Annotated in this window: 15 protein-coding genes; 4 read left to right on the top strand and 11 right to left on the bottom strand. The window is 60.4% G+C overall.

Annotated features, from left to right (window positions below; genetic code table 11):
- Positions 1 to 29 precede the first annotated feature (29 nt).
- The gene (locus HKK53_RS11985) at positions 30 to 659 is read left to right on the top strand and encodes a hypothetical protein (protein ID WP_178117451.1); all 630 of its coding nucleotides are present in this window, start codon (positions 30 to 32) and stop codon (positions 657 to 659) included.
- Between the two features lie 211 nt (positions 660 to 870).
- Here the strand turns inward: HKK53_RS11985 and HKK53_RS11980 are convergent, their stop codons facing one another.
- From HKK53_RS11980 to gcl, 8 genes are all read right to left on the bottom strand, one after another.
- Positions 871 to 1,866: a sulfate ABC transporter substrate-binding protein gene (locus HKK53_RS11980; protein WP_149656989.1), complete on the bottom strand. Its 996-nt coding sequence runs from the start codon at positions 1,864 to 1,866 to the stop codon at positions 871 to 873.
- Between the two features lie 105 nt (positions 1,867 to 1,971).
- Positions 1,972 to 2,796 carry an ion transporter gene (locus tag HKK53_RS11975; RefSeq protein ID WP_169370988.1) on the bottom strand — a complete coding sequence of 275 codons (825 nt, stop codon included), beginning with the start codon at positions 2,794 to 2,796 and terminating at the stop codon, positions 1,972 to 1,974.
- Between the two features lie 21 nt (positions 2,797 to 2,817).
- A complete protein-coding gene (locus HKK53_RS11970) occupies positions 2,818 to 3,732 on the bottom strand; it encodes an urea transporter (RefSeq protein ID WP_169370987.1) in 915 nt (304 codons plus the stop codon).
- A 135-nt stretch (positions 3,733 to 3,867) separates the two neighbouring features.
- The gene (pyk, locus tag HKK53_RS11965) at positions 3,868 to 5,283 is read right to left on the bottom strand and encodes a pyruvate kinase (RefSeq protein ID WP_169370986.1); all 1,416 of its coding nucleotides are present in this window, start codon (positions 5,281 to 5,283) and stop codon (positions 3,868 to 3,870) included.
- Positions 5,273 to 6,553, bottom strand: coding sequence for a glycerate kinase type-2 family protein (locus HKK53_RS11960; protein ID WP_169370985.1), 1,281 nt, complete (start codon positions 6,551 to 6,553; stop codon positions 5,273 to 5,275). Before HKK53_RS11960 ends, pyk begins: the two co-directional genes overlap by 11 nt.
- 165 nt (positions 6,554 to 6,718) lie before the next feature.
- Complete coding sequence (locus HKK53_RS11955; RefSeq protein WP_169370984.1) at positions 6,719 to 7,612, bottom strand: 2-hydroxy-3-oxopropionate reductase; 894 nt, start codon at positions 7,610 to 7,612, stop codon at positions 6,719 to 6,721.
- A 149-nt stretch (positions 7,613 to 7,761) separates the two neighbouring features.
- The gene (gene hyi / locus HKK53_RS11950; RefSeq protein WP_149656984.1) at positions 7,762 to 8,544 is read right to left on the bottom strand and encodes a hydroxypyruvate isomerase; all 783 of its coding nucleotides are present in this window, start codon (positions 8,542 to 8,544) and stop codon (positions 7,762 to 7,764) included.
- A 143-nt stretch (positions 8,545 to 8,687) separates the two neighbouring features.
- Positions 8,688 to 10,463: a glyoxylate carboligase gene (gene gcl / locus HKK53_RS11945; RefSeq protein ID WP_010456878.1), complete on the bottom strand. Its 1,776-nt coding sequence runs from the start codon at positions 10,461 to 10,463 to the stop codon at positions 8,688 to 8,690.
- Positions 10,464 to 10,731: 268 nt separating this feature from the next.
- Here gcl and HKK53_RS11940 point away from each other — a divergent pair, with 268 nt between their 5' ends.
- Together HKK53_RS11940 and HKK53_RS11935 are read left to right on the top strand one after the other, a co-directional pair.
- Positions 10,732 to 11,172, top strand: coding sequence for a GlcG/HbpS family heme-binding protein (locus HKK53_RS11940; RefSeq protein ID WP_149656983.1), 441 nt, complete (start codon positions 10,732 to 10,734; stop codon positions 11,170 to 11,172).
- 99 nt (positions 11,173 to 11,271) lie between these two features.
- On the top strand, positions 11,272 to 12,339 hold the full coding sequence (locus HKK53_RS11935; RefSeq protein ID WP_169370983.1) for a hypothetical protein: 1,068 nt from the start codon (positions 11,272 to 11,274) through the stop codon (positions 12,337 to 12,339).
- A gap of 57 nt (positions 12,340 to 12,396) precedes the next feature.
- Here the strand turns inward: HKK53_RS11935 and HKK53_RS11930 are convergent, their stop codons facing one another.
- Positions 12,397 to 13,005, bottom strand: coding sequence for a TetR/AcrR family transcriptional regulator (locus tag HKK53_RS11930; RefSeq protein WP_133839085.1), 609 nt, complete (start codon positions 13,003 to 13,005; stop codon positions 12,397 to 12,399).
- A gap of 135 nt (positions 13,006 to 13,140) precedes the next feature.
- Between HKK53_RS11930 and HKK53_RS11925 the strand changes: the two genes are divergently transcribed.
- Positions 13,141 to 14,055, top strand: coding sequence for a DUF808 domain-containing protein (locus HKK53_RS11925; RefSeq protein WP_169370982.1), 915 nt, complete (start codon positions 13,141 to 13,143; stop codon positions 14,053 to 14,055).
- A gap of 169 nt (positions 14,056 to 14,224) precedes the next feature.
- Here the strand turns inward: HKK53_RS11925 and HKK53_RS11920 are convergent, their stop codons facing one another.
- Positions 14,225 to 15,013, bottom strand: a complete 789-nt coding sequence (locus HKK53_RS11920; protein ID WP_169370981.1) for an MlaA family lipoprotein — start codon at positions 15,011 to 15,013, stop codon at positions 14,225 to 14,227.
- Positions 15,006 to 16,304 carry a serine/threonine protein kinase gene (locus HKK53_RS11915; RefSeq protein ID WP_169370980.1) on the bottom strand — a complete coding sequence of 433 codons (1,299 nt, stop codon included), beginning with the start codon at positions 16,302 to 16,304 and terminating at the stop codon, positions 15,006 to 15,008. Before HKK53_RS11915 ends, HKK53_RS11920 begins: the two co-directional genes overlap by 8 nt.
- Between the last annotated feature and the right edge of the window lie 163 nt (positions 16,305 to 16,467).

Genomic DNA, 16,467 nt, shown 5'->3' with positions numbered 1-16,467 from the left:
TTCACGGTTCATAACAGGAAGGCCCTTCCATGAATGCGATGTTTCGTCACCTGATTCGCAGTGCGTCAGTGGTTACCTTGATCAGTCTATTCACGGCAGGTGTCGCCCTGGCAGCCGAAGCGCCGGGCATGCGCATTGGCGTACGCGGCGAGATCACCGGTGTCAGCGCCGACAGCTTGAAAGTCCACGTCAACAGCGGCGAAAACGTGGTGATCAACCTGACCCAGGACACCAAAGTCCGCGCCGTCACCCTGGCCAATATCGAAGACATCAAACCCGGCAGCTACATCGGCTCGGCGGCCATTCCCCAGGATGACGGCACGCTCAAGGCCCTGGAAGTCCACGTCTTCCCGCCGGAGCTGGCCGGCAGCGGCGACGGCCATCGGCCTTTCGATTTGGCCAAAGGCAGCAGCATGACCAATGGCAGTGTTGGTGATCTGGTCGTCAGCAATGGCCGCACCCTGACCGTCAACTACAAGGGCGGCCAGCAGAAGATTCTGGTGCCGGAGGATGTGCCGATTGTGAATCTGGTGCCGGGTGATCGCAGCTTGCTGAAGGTGGGTGTGAAGATCGTGACGTTCGTGACGCAAAGTGCGGACGGGACGCTGACGGCTCAGTCGATTTCGGCCGGCAAGGATGGCGTGACACCGCCGATGTAATGACCCCAACCGATCGTTCCCACGTTCCGCGTGGGAACGCCTCAATGGACGCTCCGCGTCCGCTTGGGACGCGGAGCGTCCCGGGCTGCATTCCCACGCAGAGCGTGGGAACGATCAACGGGGGATCGCCGTCCTGCAGTGGATTTGGGTGACACAGCGGCCATAAAAAAGGCGACCTCTGCAGGTCGCCTTTTTCATTAAGCTTTAGCTGTTATTGCGCATAAATCTGATCAAAGATCCCGCCATCATTGAAGTGGGTCTTTTGCACGGTGCGCCAGTCGCCAAAGGTCTTCTCTACCGAGAGGAAATCAACTTTCGGGAAGCGATCGGTGTACTTGGCCAATACCGCTGGGTCTCGCGGACGCAGGTAGTTCGCCGCCGCAATCTCCTGACCTTCCGGCGACCACAGGTATTTCAGGTATTCCTCGGCCGCGGCGCGGGAGCCTTTCTTGTCGACGACTTTATCGACGACAGAAACCGGCGGCTCAGCCTCGGCCGAAACACTCGGGTAAATCACTTCAAACTGATCACGACCAAACTCGCGGGCAATCATTTCCGCTTCGTTTTCGAAGGTCACCAGCACGTCGCCGATCTGGTTGGTCATGAAGGTTGTGGTGGCGGCGCGGCCACCGGTATCGAGCACCGGTGCTTGCTTGAACAGTTTGCCGACGAAGGCTTTGGCCTTGTTTTCGTCGCCGCCGTTCTTCAGCACATAACCCCAGGCCGAGAGGTAGGTGTAGCGGCCGTTGCCCGAGGTTTTCGGGTTCGGCACGATCACTTGTACGCCGTCCTTGAGTAGATCCGGCCAGTCTTTCAGGGCTTTCGGGTTGCCTTTGCGAACGATGAACACCGTGGCCGAGGTAAACGGCGCACTGTTGTTCGGCAGGCGCGTGACCCAGTTGTCCGGGATCAGTTTGCCGTTGTCCGCCAGGGCGTTGATGTCGGTGGCCATGTTCATGGTGATGACGTCAGCCGGCAGGCCGTCGATCACCGAGCGCGCTTGTTTGCTGGAGCCGCCGAAGGACATCTGCAGGGTGATGTTTTCGTTGTGCTCGGCTTGCCAGTGTTTCTGGAACGCAGTGTTGTAGTCCTTGTAGAAATCGCGCATCACGTCGTAGGAAACGTTGAGCAGGGTCGGTGCGGCCTGAGCCACGCTGGTCAGTGCCAGGCCAGCGGCCAGAAGTGAGGCGCCAAAGAGTTTTTTCACTGCGCATTCCTTGTTCTGAATAAGTGTTTTTATTAAAAGTGAGGCAATTTGCCAGCGACTATAGCCGGGCTTGCATAGGCCTTTAAAGATTAAAAAGCACTTTGCTTATTCCATTTTCTTAAACAGCTGATTGCCACACCGCGAGCAAAATGCCGCGCCATGTTCGTGGCTGTTTTTCTTGCACACCGGGCAGTCGTGTTGCAGTTGTTCGCCGCGCATGGCGTTGGCCAGTTCGGCGGTGAAAATCCCGGTCGGCACGGCGATGATCGAGTAACCGGTGATCATCACCAGCGACGAAATCACCTGGCCCAGCGGCGTTTTCGGCACGATGTCGCCGAAGCCGACGGTGGTCAGCGTCACGATCGCCCAATAGATGCCCTTGGGAATGCTGGTGAAGCCGTGTTCCGGGCCTTCGATCACGTACATCAACGTGCCGAACACCGTCACCAGCGTGCACACGCTGACAAGGAATACCACGATCTTCTGCTTGCTGCCGCGCAGCGCCGACATCAGATAGTTGGCTTGCTTGAGGTACGGACTGAGCTTGAGCACGCGGAAAATCCGCAGCATCCGAATGATTCGAATAATCAGCAGGTACTGTGCATCGGCGTAATACAGCGCGAGGATGCCGGGCACGATCGCCAGCAAATCCACCAAGCCATAAAAGCTGAACGCATAGCGCAACGGCTTGGGCGAGCAGTACAGGCGCAGGCCGTATTCGATGGCGAAAATAACGGTGAAGCCCCACTCGATGTACGCCAGCACGTCGGCGTAGTTCTGGTGGATCGCGTCGATGCTGTCGAGCATCACGATCACGATGCTGGCGAGAATGATCAACAGCAGGATGCCGTCGAAGCGCCGCCCGGCCTTGGTGTCACTCTGAAATACCATGACGTAAAGTTCTTCACGCCAGTTTTTGCTGCTGTCCATGGATACCGCCTGAACCGAGAATCAGCGAAGCCTAGGTTGATTCTCCCCGGTAGCGCAAGGCTCATGGACGACTGTGGCTTTGCCGAGCTTTTGCGTGGCGGCACGGACCAGCCAGCAGGCGAGGATGAACGGCGCGGTCAGCGTGGGCAGACCGATGGCGGCAAACAACGGCGTCAGCAACAGCGCTGACACAATACCGAGCAAAGGCAGCCACGATTGCTGGCGCTGCGAGCTGAAGGCAAGGGCGGCGAGTACGGCGTTATAGCTCCCCAGTCCCAGCAAGGCGCTGTAGAAGTCGTGGTGCAGCAGACTCCAGCCCATGCCCGCGACGGATGCCAGCAACGCCCAACAGAAGGCGCGGCGATCAGCGATCAGCAAACCGGCGGCAATCAGCGAACCGGCCAGTGGATGGCCAAGGAACATCACTTGGCCGAGGCCTTTGAGCGGGGCCGCGAGTAGGTTCAGCGTGTTGATTTCGATCAAATGCGCCGTGGTCGACGGTGTGGCGAAGCACAGCAGCAACCAGCTCATCCCCACAAAGGGGGTGGTGTAGGCCGGCAGATATTGGCTGACCCGCGCGCGTTTGAGCCACTGTTGCGTAATCATCGCGCTCAGACCGCCGCAGGCAATGATTAGCAGGGGCAACATCGCGGACCAGGGGAAATACAGGCTCAGCAGCAAGCCAAGCAGAACGCCGTTATAGCTGAAGAGCCCGGCCTGACGATCAGCCTTGGCGTAGCCGCGACGCTGCGCGGTGAGCAACCCGGCGACCCCGCCCAACAGTGCACCGCCGAGCAGGGTCGGTGCGGTAAAAAGAATCGCTAACAGGCACAACAGACCGCACAGCGGATGGCGCTGGAGGAAGATCTGACTGAAACCGTTGAGCAGGGCAGTGGCCCAGTCGGGGCAGTGGGTGTTGAAGTGGTTGGCAGGCATGATAAGGGTCTTAGTACAGATCGTTCCCACGCGCAGCAAAGGAATGCCTCAATGGACGCTCTGCGTCTGCTCTTGGGACGCAGAGCGTCCCGGGCTGCACTCCCACGCAGAGCATGGGAACGATCATCGTGTGGGTTAAATCAACGTCTCGATACGCAACGAGTTAGTCGACCCCGGCTGCCCAAACGGCACACCCGCGGTGATCAACAACGTATCCCCGCGCTGCGCCATGCCTTGGGCCTGGGCAATCTCCAGCGCCGTCGAACACACCTCATCCACCTGGCGCAGCCGATCATTCACCACCGAGTGCACGCCCCACGCCACGGTCAAGCGGCGGGCAGTTTGCAGGTTCGGCGTCAGGTTGAGGATTGGCACCGTCGGCCGTTCCCGCGCCGCACGCAGACTGGAAGTGCCGGACTCGCTGTAATTCACCAGCACCGCCACTGGCAGCACGTTACTGATACGGCGAATCGCGCAGCTGATCGCATCGGAAACCGTGGCTTCAGCCTTCGGCCGGCTCACGTCCAGTTGCGTCTGATAGTCCGGGCCGTTTTCCACCTGGCGGATGATCTTGCTCATCATCTGCACGGCTTCCAGCGGGTATTCGCCGGACGCGGTTTCCGCCGACAGCATCACCGCATCCGCGCCTTCAGCCACAGCGTTGGCCACGTCAGTGACTTCGGCGCGAGTCGGAGCAGGGGAGAAGCGCATCGACTCCAGCATCTGCGTCGCCACCACCACCGGTTTACCAAGCTGACGGCAGATGCTGATGATGTTCTTCTGAATCTGCGGCACGCTTTCAGCCGGTACTTCCACGCCCAGATCACCGCGAGCAACCATGATCGCGTCGCTCAACTCAGCGATTTCCCGTAGTTGCGTCACCGCTGATGGCTTCTCGATCTTGGCCATCAAAAACGCCTTGTCGCCGATCAGCGCGCGGGCTTCGCGGATGTCTTCCGGGCGCTGCACAAACGACAGCGCGACCCAGTCCACACCCAGCTCCAGGCCGAAGCTCAAATCGCGACGATCCTTGGCCGTCAGCGGGCTCAGGTCGAGCACCGCTTGCGGCACATTCACGCCTTTGCGATCGGACAATTCACCGCCATTCAGCACCGTGGTATCAATTGCGTCGGCGTACTTGGTCACCACCCGCAGACGCAACTTGCCGTCGTCCAGCAGCAGGTCCATGCCCGGTTCCAGCGCCGCGATGATTTCCGGGTGCGGCAGGTTGACCCGGCGTTGATCGCCCGGCGTCGGATCCAGGTCCAGGCGCAGGGCCTGGCCGCGATGCAGTTGCACCTTGCCCTCGGCGAACTTGCCGACCCGCAGTTTCGGGCCTTGCAGGTCCATCAGAATCCCCAACGGGTAATTCAGCTGGCGCTCGACTTCACGAATCCACTGATAGCGCTGGGCATGGTCGGCGTGATCGCCGTGGCTGAAATTCAGCCGGAAGATATTCACCCCGGCCTGCACTAGTTCACGAATGTCATCGATGCCATCGGTGGCCGGGCCGAGGGTGGCGAGGATTTTGACCTTTTTATCAGGCGTCATTTTTTGTGCTCTCGAGAATCAGGATCGCGCGGAAGTCGTTGACGTTGGTGCGGGTCGGCTCGGTGACAATCAGGGCGTCCAGCGCCTCGAAATAGCCGTAGCCATTGTTGTTGTCCAGCTCGTCGCTGGCGCTCAAGCCGAGGGCAACGGCGCGGGCGTAGCTGTCCGGGGTCATGATCGCGCCGGCGTTGTCTTCGGAGCCGTCGATGCCATCGGTGTCGCCAGCCAGGGCGTACACGCCGGGCAGGCCTTTGAGGCTGTCGGTCAGGCTCAGCAGGAATTCGGCGTTGCGCCCGCCGCGACCATTGCCGCGCACGGTGACCGTGGTTTCGCCGCCGGACAGAATCACGCACGGCGCGGCCAATGGCTGGCCATGCAAAACGATTTGCCGGGCGATGCCGGCGTGGACCTTCGCCACCTCTCGGGATTCGCCTTCCAGATCACCGAGGATCAGCGGACTGAAACCGGCCTGACGGCACTTCACCGCCGCCGCTTCCAGGGATTGCTGTGGTCGGGCGATCAACTGGAAATGGCTGCGGGCCAGGCTCGGGTCGCCGGGTTTGACGGTTTCCGACTCAGGGTTTTGCAGCCAGTTGCGCACGGACACCGGGACGTCGATGTTGTAGCGCTTGAGGATCGCCAGGGCTTCGGCCGAGGTGCTCGGGTCGGCTACGGTCGGGCCGGAGGCGATGACCGTGGCGAGGTCGCCCGGTACATCGGAAATCGCGTAGGTATAAACAGTCGCCGGCCAGCAGGCCTTGCCGAGACGGCCGCCCTTGATTGCTGAGAGGTGCTTGCGCACGCAGTTCATCTCGCCAATGGTCGCGCCGGATTTGAGCAGGGCTTTGTTGATCGATTGCTTGTCGGCAAGGGTGATGCCCGCCGCCGGCAACGCGAGCAGCGCCGAGCCGCCGCCGGAGAGCAGGAAGATCACGCGGTCGTCTTCGCTCAGGTTGCTGACCAGGTCCAACACGCGTTTGGCCACGGCCAGACCGGCCGCATCCGGCACCGGGTGCGCGGCTTCGACCACTTCGATTTTTTCGCATGGGGCGCCGTGGCCGTAGCGGGTCACCACCAGGCCGCAGACTTCACCCTGCCAGCAGCGCTCGACCACTTGGGCCATGGCCGCGGCGGCTTTACCGGCACCGATGACGATCACGCGACCGCTGCGATCTTTGGGCAGATAGGCTTCGAGGACTTGCTGCGGATGGGCCGCGTCAATGGCTGTGGCAAACAGCTCGCGCAGCAGGTGTTGCGGATCGACCGACATGGCGGGCTCCCAATCTTATTGTTCTTGGTATGGTGCTAATGATCGTTCCCACGCTCTGCGTGGGAATGCCTCAATGGACGCTCCGCGTCCGCTTCGGCAGGGACGCGGAGCGTCCCGGGATGCATTCCCACGCAGAGCGTGGGAACGATCAGTGCCGCAAAGGGCTTATTTTTTATCGCGAATCGAGAAATTGGCCATGTGTTCCAGGCCCTTGATCAGCGCCGAGTGGTCCCAGTTGCTGCCGCCGATGGCCGCGCAGGTGCTGAACACTTGCTGGGCGTTGGCGGTGTTCGGCAGGTTGATGTTCAGTTCCTTGGCGCCTTGCAGGGCCAGGTTCAGGTCCTTCTGGTGCAGGCTGATGCGGAAGCCTGGGTCGAAGGTGCCTTTGATCATGCGCTCGCCGTGCACTTCGAGGATCTTCGACGAAGCGAAACCGCCCATCAGCGCTTCACGGACCTTGGCCGGGTCGGCACCGTTTTTCGACGCGAACAACAGCGCTTCGGCAACAGCCTGGATGTTCAGCGCCACGATGATCTGGTTCGCCACTTTCGCGGTTTGACCATCGCCATTGCCACCGACCAGAGTGATGTTCTTGCCCATGGCCTGGAACAGCGGCAGAGCGCGTTCGAAGGCGTTGGCATCGCCGCCGATCATGATGCTCAGGCTCGCAGCCTTGGCACCGACTTCGCCGCCGGACACTGGCGCGTCGAGGTACTGCGCGCCTTTTTCGTTGATCTTGGCGGCGAAGGCTTTGGTGGCGGTCGGCGAGATCGAGCTCATGTCTATCACGACTTTGCCTTTGCCAACACCGGCGGCGATGCCATCGGCGCGGAACAGCACGTCATCGACCTGCGGGGTATCCGGCACCATGATGATGATGAATTCGGCTTCCTGGGCGACTTCTTTCGGGTTGGCCAGGGCGATGGCGCCACCGGCAATCAGATCAGCCGGGGCGGCGTCGTGGTGCGCCGACAGGAACAGGCTGTGACCGGCTTTCTGCAGGTTCAACGCCATTGGGTGGCCCATGATGCCGGTGCCGATAAATCCGATTTTAGCCATGAGAAAATCCTCTTGTTTTTATTGCTCTGTTCGCAAAATTCGTGGGGTGTCAGCGAGGACGCCTTCGCGGGCAAGCCTCGCTCCTACAGACAGCCCGGCCCCCTGTAGGAGCGAGGCTTGCCCGCGAAGAACAATGTCGCGGTGTTCGATCAGATCGCGTTATGAGTCTTCAACCAGCCCAAACCCGCTTCCGTGGTGGTCAGCGGCTTGTACTCGCAACCGACCCAGCCCTGATAACCGATGCGGTCCAGGTGTTCGAACAGGAAGCGGTAGTTGATTTCACCGGTGCCCGGTTCGTTGCGCCCAGGGTTGTCCGCCAACTGCACGTGGTTGATTTCGCCCAGGTGCGATTGCAGGGTGCGAGCCAAGTCGCCTTCCATGATTTGCATGTGGTAGATGTCGTATTGCAGGAACAGGTTGGCGCTGCCGACCTGTTCGCGAATCGACAGGGCTTGCGCCGTGTTGTTCAGGTAGAAACCCGGGATGTCGCGGGTATTGATTGCTTCCATCACCAGTTTGATGCCCACCGCTTGCAGCTTGTCGGCGGCGTACTTGAGGTTGCTGACGAAGGTCTTTTCCACGGTGGCGTCATCGACGTTTTGTGGACGGATACCGGCCAGGCAATTGACCTGGGTGTTGCCCAGTACTTGCGCATAGGCAATGGCCAGATCGACCCCGGCGCGGAATTCTTCGACCCGATCCGGCAGGCACGCGATACCGCGTTCACCCTTGGCCCAGTCACCGGCCGGCAGGTTGAACAACACTTGGGTCAGACCGTTGGCGTCAAGCTTGGCCTTGATCTCGGCGGAGCTGAAGTCGTAAGGGAACAGGTATTCGACACCACTGAAACCGGCCTTGGCGGCCGCTTCAAAACGGGCAAGAAAATCCTGTTCGGTGAACAGCATGGACAGGTTGGCTGCGAAACGCGGCATGGTGGTCTCCCGTAAATGTGTGAGGGCCGATCGTTCCCACGCTCTGCGTGGGAATGCCTTTATGGACGCTCTGCGTCCGCTTTGGGACGCAGAGCGTCCCGGGCTGCATTCCCACGCAGAGCGTGGGAACGATCAAAGCCAAATCAATCGAGCAACGAAATCGCGGTTGGCGCATCGTTGCCGACCAGCGCCAGGTCTTCGAATTCGTTGACGGCGTTGATCTCGGTGCCCATGGAAATGTTAGTCACGCGCTCCAGGATAATCTCGACGATCACCGGCACCTTGAACTCTTCAATCAGTTCCTGGGCCTTGCGCAGGGCAGGCTGGATCTGACCCGGTTCGAATACGCGCAGCGCCTTGCAGCCGAGGCCTTCGGCAACCGCCACGTGATCGACACCGTAACCATTGAGCTCCGGAGCGTTGAGGTTATCGAAGGACAGCTGCACGCAGTAGTCCATGTCGAAACCGCGCTGGGCCTGACGGATCAGCCCCAGGTACGAGTTGTTTACCACGACGTGGATGTACGGCAGTTTGAACTGCGCGCCCACCGCCAATTCTTCGATCATGAACTGGAAGTCATAGTCGCCGGACAGTGCCACGACCTTGCGCGTCGGATCTGCCTTGACCACGCCCAGCGCCGCCGGAATGGTCCAGCCCAACGGGCCAGCCTGACCGCAGTTGATCCAGTGACGCGGCTTGTAGACGTGCAGGAACTGCGCGCCGGCAATCTGCGACAGACCGATGGTACTTACATAGCAAGTGTCTTTGCCGAACACTTGGTTCATCTCTTCGTATACGCGCTGCGGCTTGACCGGCACGTTGTCGAAGTGGGTCTTGCGTTGCAGGCTGGCTTTGCGCTGCTGGCAGTCTTGCAACCAGGCGCTACGGTTTTTCAGCTTGCCGGCGGCTTGCCATTCGCGAGCGACTTCGATGAACACGGTCAGCGCGGCCGCGGCGTCGGAAACGATGCCCAGGTCCGGGTTGAACACACGACCGATCTGGGTCGGCTCGATGTCGACGTGAATGAATTTGCGGCCTTCGGTGTAGACATCGATCGAACCGGTGTGACGGTTGGCCCAACGGTTACCGACGCCCAGCACCACGTCAGATTTGAGCAGCGTCGCGTTGCCGTAGCGGTGCGAGGTTTGCAGGCCGACCATGCCGACCATCAACGGGTGATCGTCCGGGATCGTGCCCCAGCCCATCAGGGTCGGGATCACCGGAATACCGGTCAGTTCGGCGAATTCCACCAGCAACTCGCTGGCGTCGGCGTTGATGATGCCGCCACCGGCCACCAGCAATGGACGCTCGGCCTGGTCGAGCATGGCCAGGGCCTTCTCGATTTGCACCCGGTTAGCGGTGGGCTTGGCCAGCGGCAGTGGCTGGTAGGCGTCGATGTCGAATTCGATTTCGGCCATCTGCACGTCGAACGGCAGGTCGATCAGCACAGGACCTGGACGGCCGGAGCGCATTTCGTAGAAGGCTTTCTGGAAGGCGTACGGCACCTGGCCCGGCTCCATGACGGTGGTGGCCCACTTGGTCACTGGCTTGACGATGGCGGTGATGTCGACCGCCTGGAAGTCTTCCTTATGCATGCGCGCCCGCGGTGCCTGACCGGTGATGCACAGGATCGGGATCGAGTCGGCCGAGGCGCTGTAGAGCCCGGTGACCATGTCGGTCCCGGCAGGGCCGGAAGTGCCGATGCACACGCCGATGTTGCCGGCCTTGGTACGGGTGTAACCCTCGGCCATGTGCGAAGCGCCTTCCACGTGGCGAGCGAGGACGTGATCGATGCCACCGACCTTCTGCAAGGCGGAGTACAGCGGGTTGATCGCGGCGCCCGGGATGCCAAAAGCGGTATCAACCCCTTCGCGGCGCATCACCAGAACGGCGGCTTCGATTGCTCTCATTTTGCTCATGGTTTTGGTGCCTCTTACGTTTTGTAATTGTATACAAGTGGCTTTGCGCAGAGTGTATTCACGGCGGACGGCGCAGGTCAATCCATTTTCTCAAGCGTCTGTTTCATTCGTCGGAAGCCGGTTCTGCTGTGGCTTTTCGTCGCATGTGGCGCTTTTCGAGAATTATTGTATACAAATAAATAATCTATTGTGTTCTATTTGTTGAATCGGACTGCGGCACAAAACCGCAGCCCAACAGCTTTCCCTATAACAAAATGAGGACGGCACCATGAGCGCTTTAACCTTGAAAGACGCAGTCAACCTGACTAACCAGGCCATCGCCGCAGGGCGTGCAGTATCCGCAGCACCACTGACCATCGCGGTGTTGGATGCCGGCGGCCATTTGATCTCCTTGCAACGGGAAGACGGCGCCAGCCTGCTCCGCCCGCAAATCGCCATCGGCAAAGCCTGGGGCGCGATAGCCCTGGGCAAGGGCTCACGCCTGCTGGCGCTGGACGCCCAACAACGCCCGGCTTTTATTGCCGCGCTCAATAGCATGGGGCAGGGCAGCGTGGTGCCGGCACCGGGCGGTGTGTTGATTCGGGATCAGGACGGCAACGTGCTGGGTGCGGTAGGCATCAGCGGCGATCTGTCGGATGTGGACGAGCAGTGTGCGATCAGCGCGATCGAGGCGCAGGGCTTGCGGGCGGATGCCGGGGTGACCGCTTGATCTGAAGTAATTCGACAGCGCCAACAGCGCAGTGGTGACGAAGCGGGGCGGGGTCGATAGACTGCCGCCCCTCTCGTTTTTGTATCAAGGAAGATCTGCGTGAAGACGCTACTTGGCATCACCCTGGCCACGGCCATGACCCTCTGCACACCCTTTCTGCACGCCGCCGAACCGCTGGACGCCGATGACATCGCATTCCAGGCCCTCAGCCCGGTGGTCACCGCGCTGCTCAACGCCGACGACGTCGATGAGCTGATGGCGAGGGCCGAAACGCTCGAAGAAACCGACACCTTGCAAGCCATCGCGGTTTACCTGGCGGCCAGCCGTGAAGATCCCAAGCAAATGCTCGCGCCTTATCAGGTGGCGGCGCTGTTTGCCCGGCGCGGCGATGACAAACTGGCGCAGCGCTTCCTGAGGGAAGCCGATGATCGCGGCATGTGGTTCGGCCCGATGCTGGCCAGCGACGAAGACTTTTCCGACCTGCGCCAGACCGCCACTTACAAAACCGTGTTGGCCAATGCCCAGCAGCGCTATCAGAAAATCGCCCCCGGCAAGGTCGGCGCGATTTCGGTGCTCAATCCTCCTGCCAGTGTTCCCGTGCCCGCCGCGTGCCGACCGGTGCTGGTCTGGATGCATGGTTACGGGGTCAACGGTGAGGTCGATGATTATCAGTCGCTCGCGGACACCGGCGTGATCGTTCTCGGCATCAACGGCACCGAGATGATCAATGCGGTAGACAGCTTCCGCTGGATCGGTCCGGGCTTTGAAGGCACCCATAAAGCGGTGCAGAACGGCTTGAAAGAACTGGAGGCGCAGCAATGCATCGACCGCAAGCATGTTTACCTGATGGGCTTCTCCCAAGGCTCGCAACATGCCGGCGCGCTGTTGGCGCAGCATCCGGATGACTACGCCGGCGCACTGCTGCTGTCGCCTGGCGGCATGCAGCCAACCCCGACCGTGAGCAAGGCCCATGGCAAACGGGTGTTTGTAATCAACGGCAAGATGGAAGGGCCGCGCAATCAGCAGATGGCCAGCGATTTCCGCAAGCTGTTCAGTGACGGCAACGAGGTCAAATCCCGTACCCACGAAGAAGGGCACACGTTCCCGGATGACTGGCGAACTTCGTTCCCGCAAGCGCTGCGTTGGTTGATGGGCAGCGAAGCTTAAAAGCAAAAGATCGCAGGCTTGCGAAGGCTGCGATCTTTTCCTGATTGACGACCGGATCTAACGATCCGGCTCACACCCCTTGAGCACCAGGCGAATAATCGTCTGCGCCGCCGCTTCATAATCCGCCTCATCCAGCTTCGTCTTGCCGGTGACTGCAGAAATCTGCCAGTCGAAGTCGGCGTACGTCTGGGTCGCGGCCCAGATGCTGAACATCAGGTGGTTGGGATCGATCGGGGCGATCTGGCCGCGGTCGATCCAGGTCTGGATGCAGTCGATGTTGTGCTTGGCCTGGCCGTTGAGGCGTTCAACCAGATCGGCGCTCAGGTGCGGCGCGCCGTGCATGATTTCGCTGGCGAACACCTTGGAGGCGAAGGGCAGGTCGCGGGAGATGCGGATCTTCGAGCGGATGTAGCCGCTCAGCACTTCACCGGGCACGCCGTCGGCGTTGAACGGCGTCGAGGCCTGCAGGATCGGCTCGATGATGCTTTCCAGGACCTCGCGGTAGAGGTTTTCCTTGGATTTGAAATAGTAGTAGACGTTGGGCTTGGGCAATCCCGCCTTGGCCGCGATGTCGCTGGTTTTGGTCGCAGCGAAGCCCTTGTCGGCAAATTCTTCACTGGCGGCACGCAGGATCAGTTCTTTGTTGCGCTCGCGGATAGTGCTCATAAACCAGGGGGTTCCTTGCCTGTTCTGGCGGTTGCGCATGGTAGCACCGGGCTCGCGCGGCGCTCAAGAATGCACCGTGCGGCGCTCGGCCGCGCTATGCTGCGCAGCATTCATTACTCGAAGGAAACCTGATTCATGGCAGGAAGCAGTTTGCTGGTGCTGATCGACGACATCGCCGCGGTGCTCGACGACGTGGCGTTGATGACCAAAATGGCCGCAAAGAAGACCGCTGGCGTGCTCGGCGACGACCTGGCGCTCAATGCCCAGCAAGTCAGCGGCGTGCGCGCCGAACGGGAAATCCCGGTGGTCTGGGCCGTGGCCAAGGGCTCGTTTCTCAACAAACTGATCCTGGTGCCCTCGGCATTGGCCATCAGCGTGTTCATTCCGTGGCTGGTCACGCCGCTGTTGATGGTCGGCGGTGCCTACCTGTGCTTCGAGGGTTTCGAGAAGCTGGCCCACAAGTTCCTGCACAGCAAGGCTGAAGATGACGCCGAGCATGCGCAACTGGTCGAGGCCGTGGCCGATCCGGCCACCGATCTGGTGGCGTTCGAGCAGGACAAGATCAAAGGTGCGATTCGCACTGACTTCATCCTTTCGGCAGAAATCATCGCCATCACCCTCGGCACCGTCGCCGATGCTTCGCTGACCCAGCAAGTGATCGTGTTGTCCGGCATCGCCATCGTCATGACCATCGGCGTCTATGGTCTGGTGGCGGGCATCGTCAAACTCGATGACCTGGGCCTGTGGCTCACGCAAAAGCCAGGGCAGATGGCCAAAAGCATTGGCGGGGCGATCCTGCGTGCGGCACCGTACATGATGAAAAGCCTGTCGGTGATTGGTACGGCGGCGATGTTCCTGGTCGGCGGCGGGATCCTGACCCATGGCGTGCCGGTGGTGCATCACTGGATTGAAAGCGTCAGCGCCAGTGCCGGTGGCGCCGGGTTTGTCGTGCCGACGTTGCTGAATGCGGTGGCGGGGATTGTGGCGGGTGCGGTGGTGTTGGCCGGCGTTATGATCGCGAGCAAAATCTGGAAGTCAGTGAAAGGCTGAAACCCGTTATTGATCGTTCCCACGCTCCGCGTGGGAATGCAGCTCGCCATCAGATGCCGAACGCGGAGCGTCCGTTGAGGCATTCCCACGCAGAACATGGGAACGATCTTCAGAAAGCAAAAAGGCCATTCGACTTCCATCGAATGGCCTTTTTTTGTTGCCGCTGAAGTTACTCGGCGATCTGCAACTTGCGCGACTCGGTGTAGACGTAACGCACTTTCTCGTACTCGAACGGTGAGTTCAGCTGGCCATAGCGGAAGCTGTTTTGGTAGCGCTTGTCGACGCCGCGCAGGACCCAGATTTCCGGGTGGTTGGAGCTGACTTCGGAGACGTTCAGGAAGTTGACCGCCGACTCGCCGGTGTAGTCGACCACCAGGCCTGCGGTGTCGCGCAGGTTGGACGGCCCGAGGATCGGCAGGACGAAGTAGGCACCGCCCGGGACGCCGTAGAAGCCCAGGGTCTGGCCGAAGTCTTCGCTCTGGCGCGGCAGGCCCATGGCGGTGGCCGGGTCCCACAGGCCGGCAACGCCGATGGTGGTGTTGAGCAGCAGGCGCGCGGTGGTTTCCAACGAGCGATGGCCCTTGAGCTGGAGCATGCTGTTCAACAGGTTCGGCACATCGCCGAGGTTGTTGAAGAAGTTGCTCACACCCGTGCGCAGGAAGCTTGGGGTGACGTAGCGATAGCCATCGACCACGGGCAGGAACACCCATTGGTCGAAGCGGTAGTTGAAGTGGTAGACCCGACGGTTCCACTCTTCCAGCGGGTCGTAGACGTTCAGCGCGTTAAGCGTCGAGCGTTCGAATTCGCGCTGGTCCAGGCCCGGGTTGAACTTGAGTTTGCTCAGCGGTTCCTTGAAGCCGTCGCCGTCGATCACGACCGGTGCGTTGGCTTTGCTGTTGTCGGCATTGGCGACGCCTGCACAGAGTAACGCTGCGATAAGCAGGAGATATTTAGCCACGGAAGAACTCCAGCATGGCGTCGCTGTTGACGCGATAGTTAAGGTTGCCGCAATGGCCGCCCAATGGGTAAACGGTCAAGCGATCGCCGAAGGTCCGGCGCAGGAAGCCCAAGTCGCCAGGGCCGAGAATCACGTCGTCAGCGTTGTGCATGACCGAGATTTTCGGGCTGTCGTGCAGGTAGTCCTTCAGGGCATACAAACTCACCTGGTCGATCAGTTGCAGCAGGCTGCCGCCGTCGGTGCGGGCGCGCCACATCGGGATAACCTGCTCGGTGATGTAGCAGTCGAAATCGCATTGCAGCGCACGCTTGAGGAACGGCGTGAGGCTGGTGCCTTCGGTGATCGGGTACTTCGGAGGGGTGATCAGGCCGCGACGGTTGATCAGGTCCGAGGTAAAGGCAATGTCGGCTGCCGAGAAACGGAACGAAGTGCCGATCAGCATGGCCATCTGTTCGTTGCTCAAGTGCTGCTTGGACTGCTGGAAGTCGTAGAGCAGGGCATCGTTGAGGTCGATGTAGCCTTTTTGCTGGAAGTAGCGGGTCAGTTTGTTCAGCACCAGTTCATAGAAAGTGGTGCTGTTGTTGATGCCCTTGACCTCGGTCTGTACCAGCTTGTCGAGGTTGGTGATCGAGGTGTAGAGGTTGACCGGCGGGTTGAGCAGCAAGACTTTCTTGAAGTTGAAGCTGCGCCGGGTTTCGTCCAGGTGCGCGACGAAGGCCGCGTCCAGTGCGCCCAGGCTGTAACCGGTCAGGTAGTACTCGGTGACCGGCGTCTTCGGGTTTTGCGCCCGCACGGCCTGCATCACCCGGTACATGTCTTCGGCGTCTTCCTTGGTGATACCGGGCGTGGCAAAGCGTGATGCGGCGCTCATGAAGTCGAAGCTGGTCGGCGACGACAGCTGCACCACGTGATAACCGGCCTTGTAGTAAAGCTTCTTCAGGTATTCGTTGAGGCTGCTGTCATAACGCGCGCCGGTACCGGCGATCAGGAAAATCAGCGGGGCAGCGTGATCCTGGGTGGCAATACGGTAGGTGAGTTTCTTCACCGGCCAGAAGTTGTCCGGCAGGCTGAACTCACGCTCCGGGCGCAACCGCACGCTGCGGTCCTGCTGATTGATGTCTTCGTTGGCCGGCAACTCCGGGCGCAACTCCGGAGGCGTCGTGGCGATGGTCGCCTCGAACGGGTTCGTCAAGGGGTAGCCATAGCTGGCGGCGTCGATGTCGACCGCCAGTGCGGACGCACTCAAAATAAGGCCGCCAAACAGGGCGGCGAAGCGCAAGGAACGGAGCATGACTAAATCCCTTAGAGGAAAGGTGCCGATTGAGGTTCGCAGGCTATGACCACGGGGTTTGCGCCAAAGTGCCATGGATCGGCACCAATCAGGCCTAAATTCGGGGTAATAGTAGCTGGACGATACACTTTGCAGTGATTGCCTGCCCAGTTAAGTGTTGTTA

Origin of the sequence: Pseudomonas sp. ADAK7, from assembly GCF_012935675.1 — a bacterium.
Taxonomy (GTDB): Bacteria; Pseudomonadota; Gammaproteobacteria; order Pseudomonadales; family Pseudomonadaceae; genus Aquipseudomonas.
Note: the sequence above shows the minus strand (reverse complement) of the source record. Positions and strands in the feature narration are given on the sequence as shown.

What these genes read in the sequence shown, in the direction of transcription:
- HKK53_RS11985 (WP_178117451.1), top strand. Translation starts at nt 30, where the DNA reads ATGAATGCGATGTTTCGTCACCTGATTCGCAGTGCGTCAGTGGTTACC.
- HKK53_RS11975 (WP_169370988.1), bottom strand. Translation starts at nt 2,796, where the DNA reads ATGGACAGCAGCAAAAACTGGCGTGAAGAACTTTACGTCATGGTATTT.
- HKK53_RS11970 (WP_169370987.1), bottom strand. Translation starts at nt 3,732, where the DNA reads ATGCCTGCCAACCACTTCAACACCCACTGCCCCGACTGGGCCACTGCC.
- pyk (WP_169370986.1), bottom strand. Translation starts at nt 5,283, where the DNA reads ATGACGCCTGATAAAAAGGTCAAAATCCTCGCCACCCTCGGCCCGGCC.
- HKK53_RS11960 (WP_169370985.1), bottom strand. Translation starts at nt 6,553, where the DNA reads ATGTCGGTCGATCCGCAACACCTGCTGCGCGAGCTGTTTGCCACAGCC.
- HKK53_RS11955 (WP_169370984.1), bottom strand. Translation starts at nt 7,612, where the DNA reads ATGGCTAAAATCGGATTTATCGGCACCGGCATCATGGGCCACCCAATG.
- hyi (WP_149656984.1), bottom strand. Translation starts at nt 8,544, where the DNA reads ATGCCGCGTTTCGCAGCCAACCTGTCCATGCTGTTCACCGAACAGGAT.
- gcl (WP_010456878.1), bottom strand. Translation starts at nt 10,463, where the DNA reads ATGAGCAAAATGAGAGCAATCGAAGCCGCCGTTCTGGTGATGCGCCGC.
- HKK53_RS11940 (WP_149656983.1), top strand. Translation starts at nt 10,732, where the DNA reads ATGAGCGCTTTAACCTTGAAAGACGCAGTCAACCTGACTAACCAGGCC.
- HKK53_RS11930 (WP_133839085.1), bottom strand. Translation starts at nt 13,005, where the DNA reads ATGAGCACTATCCGCGAGCGCAACAAAGAACTGATCCTGCGTGCCGCC.
- HKK53_RS11925 (WP_169370982.1), top strand. Translation starts at nt 13,141, where the DNA reads ATGGCAGGAAGCAGTTTGCTGGTGCTGATCGACGACATCGCCGCGGTG.
- HKK53_RS11915 (WP_169370980.1), bottom strand. Translation starts at nt 16,304, where the DNA reads ATGCTCCGTTCCTTGCGCTTCGCCGCCCTGTTTGGCGGCCTTATTTTG.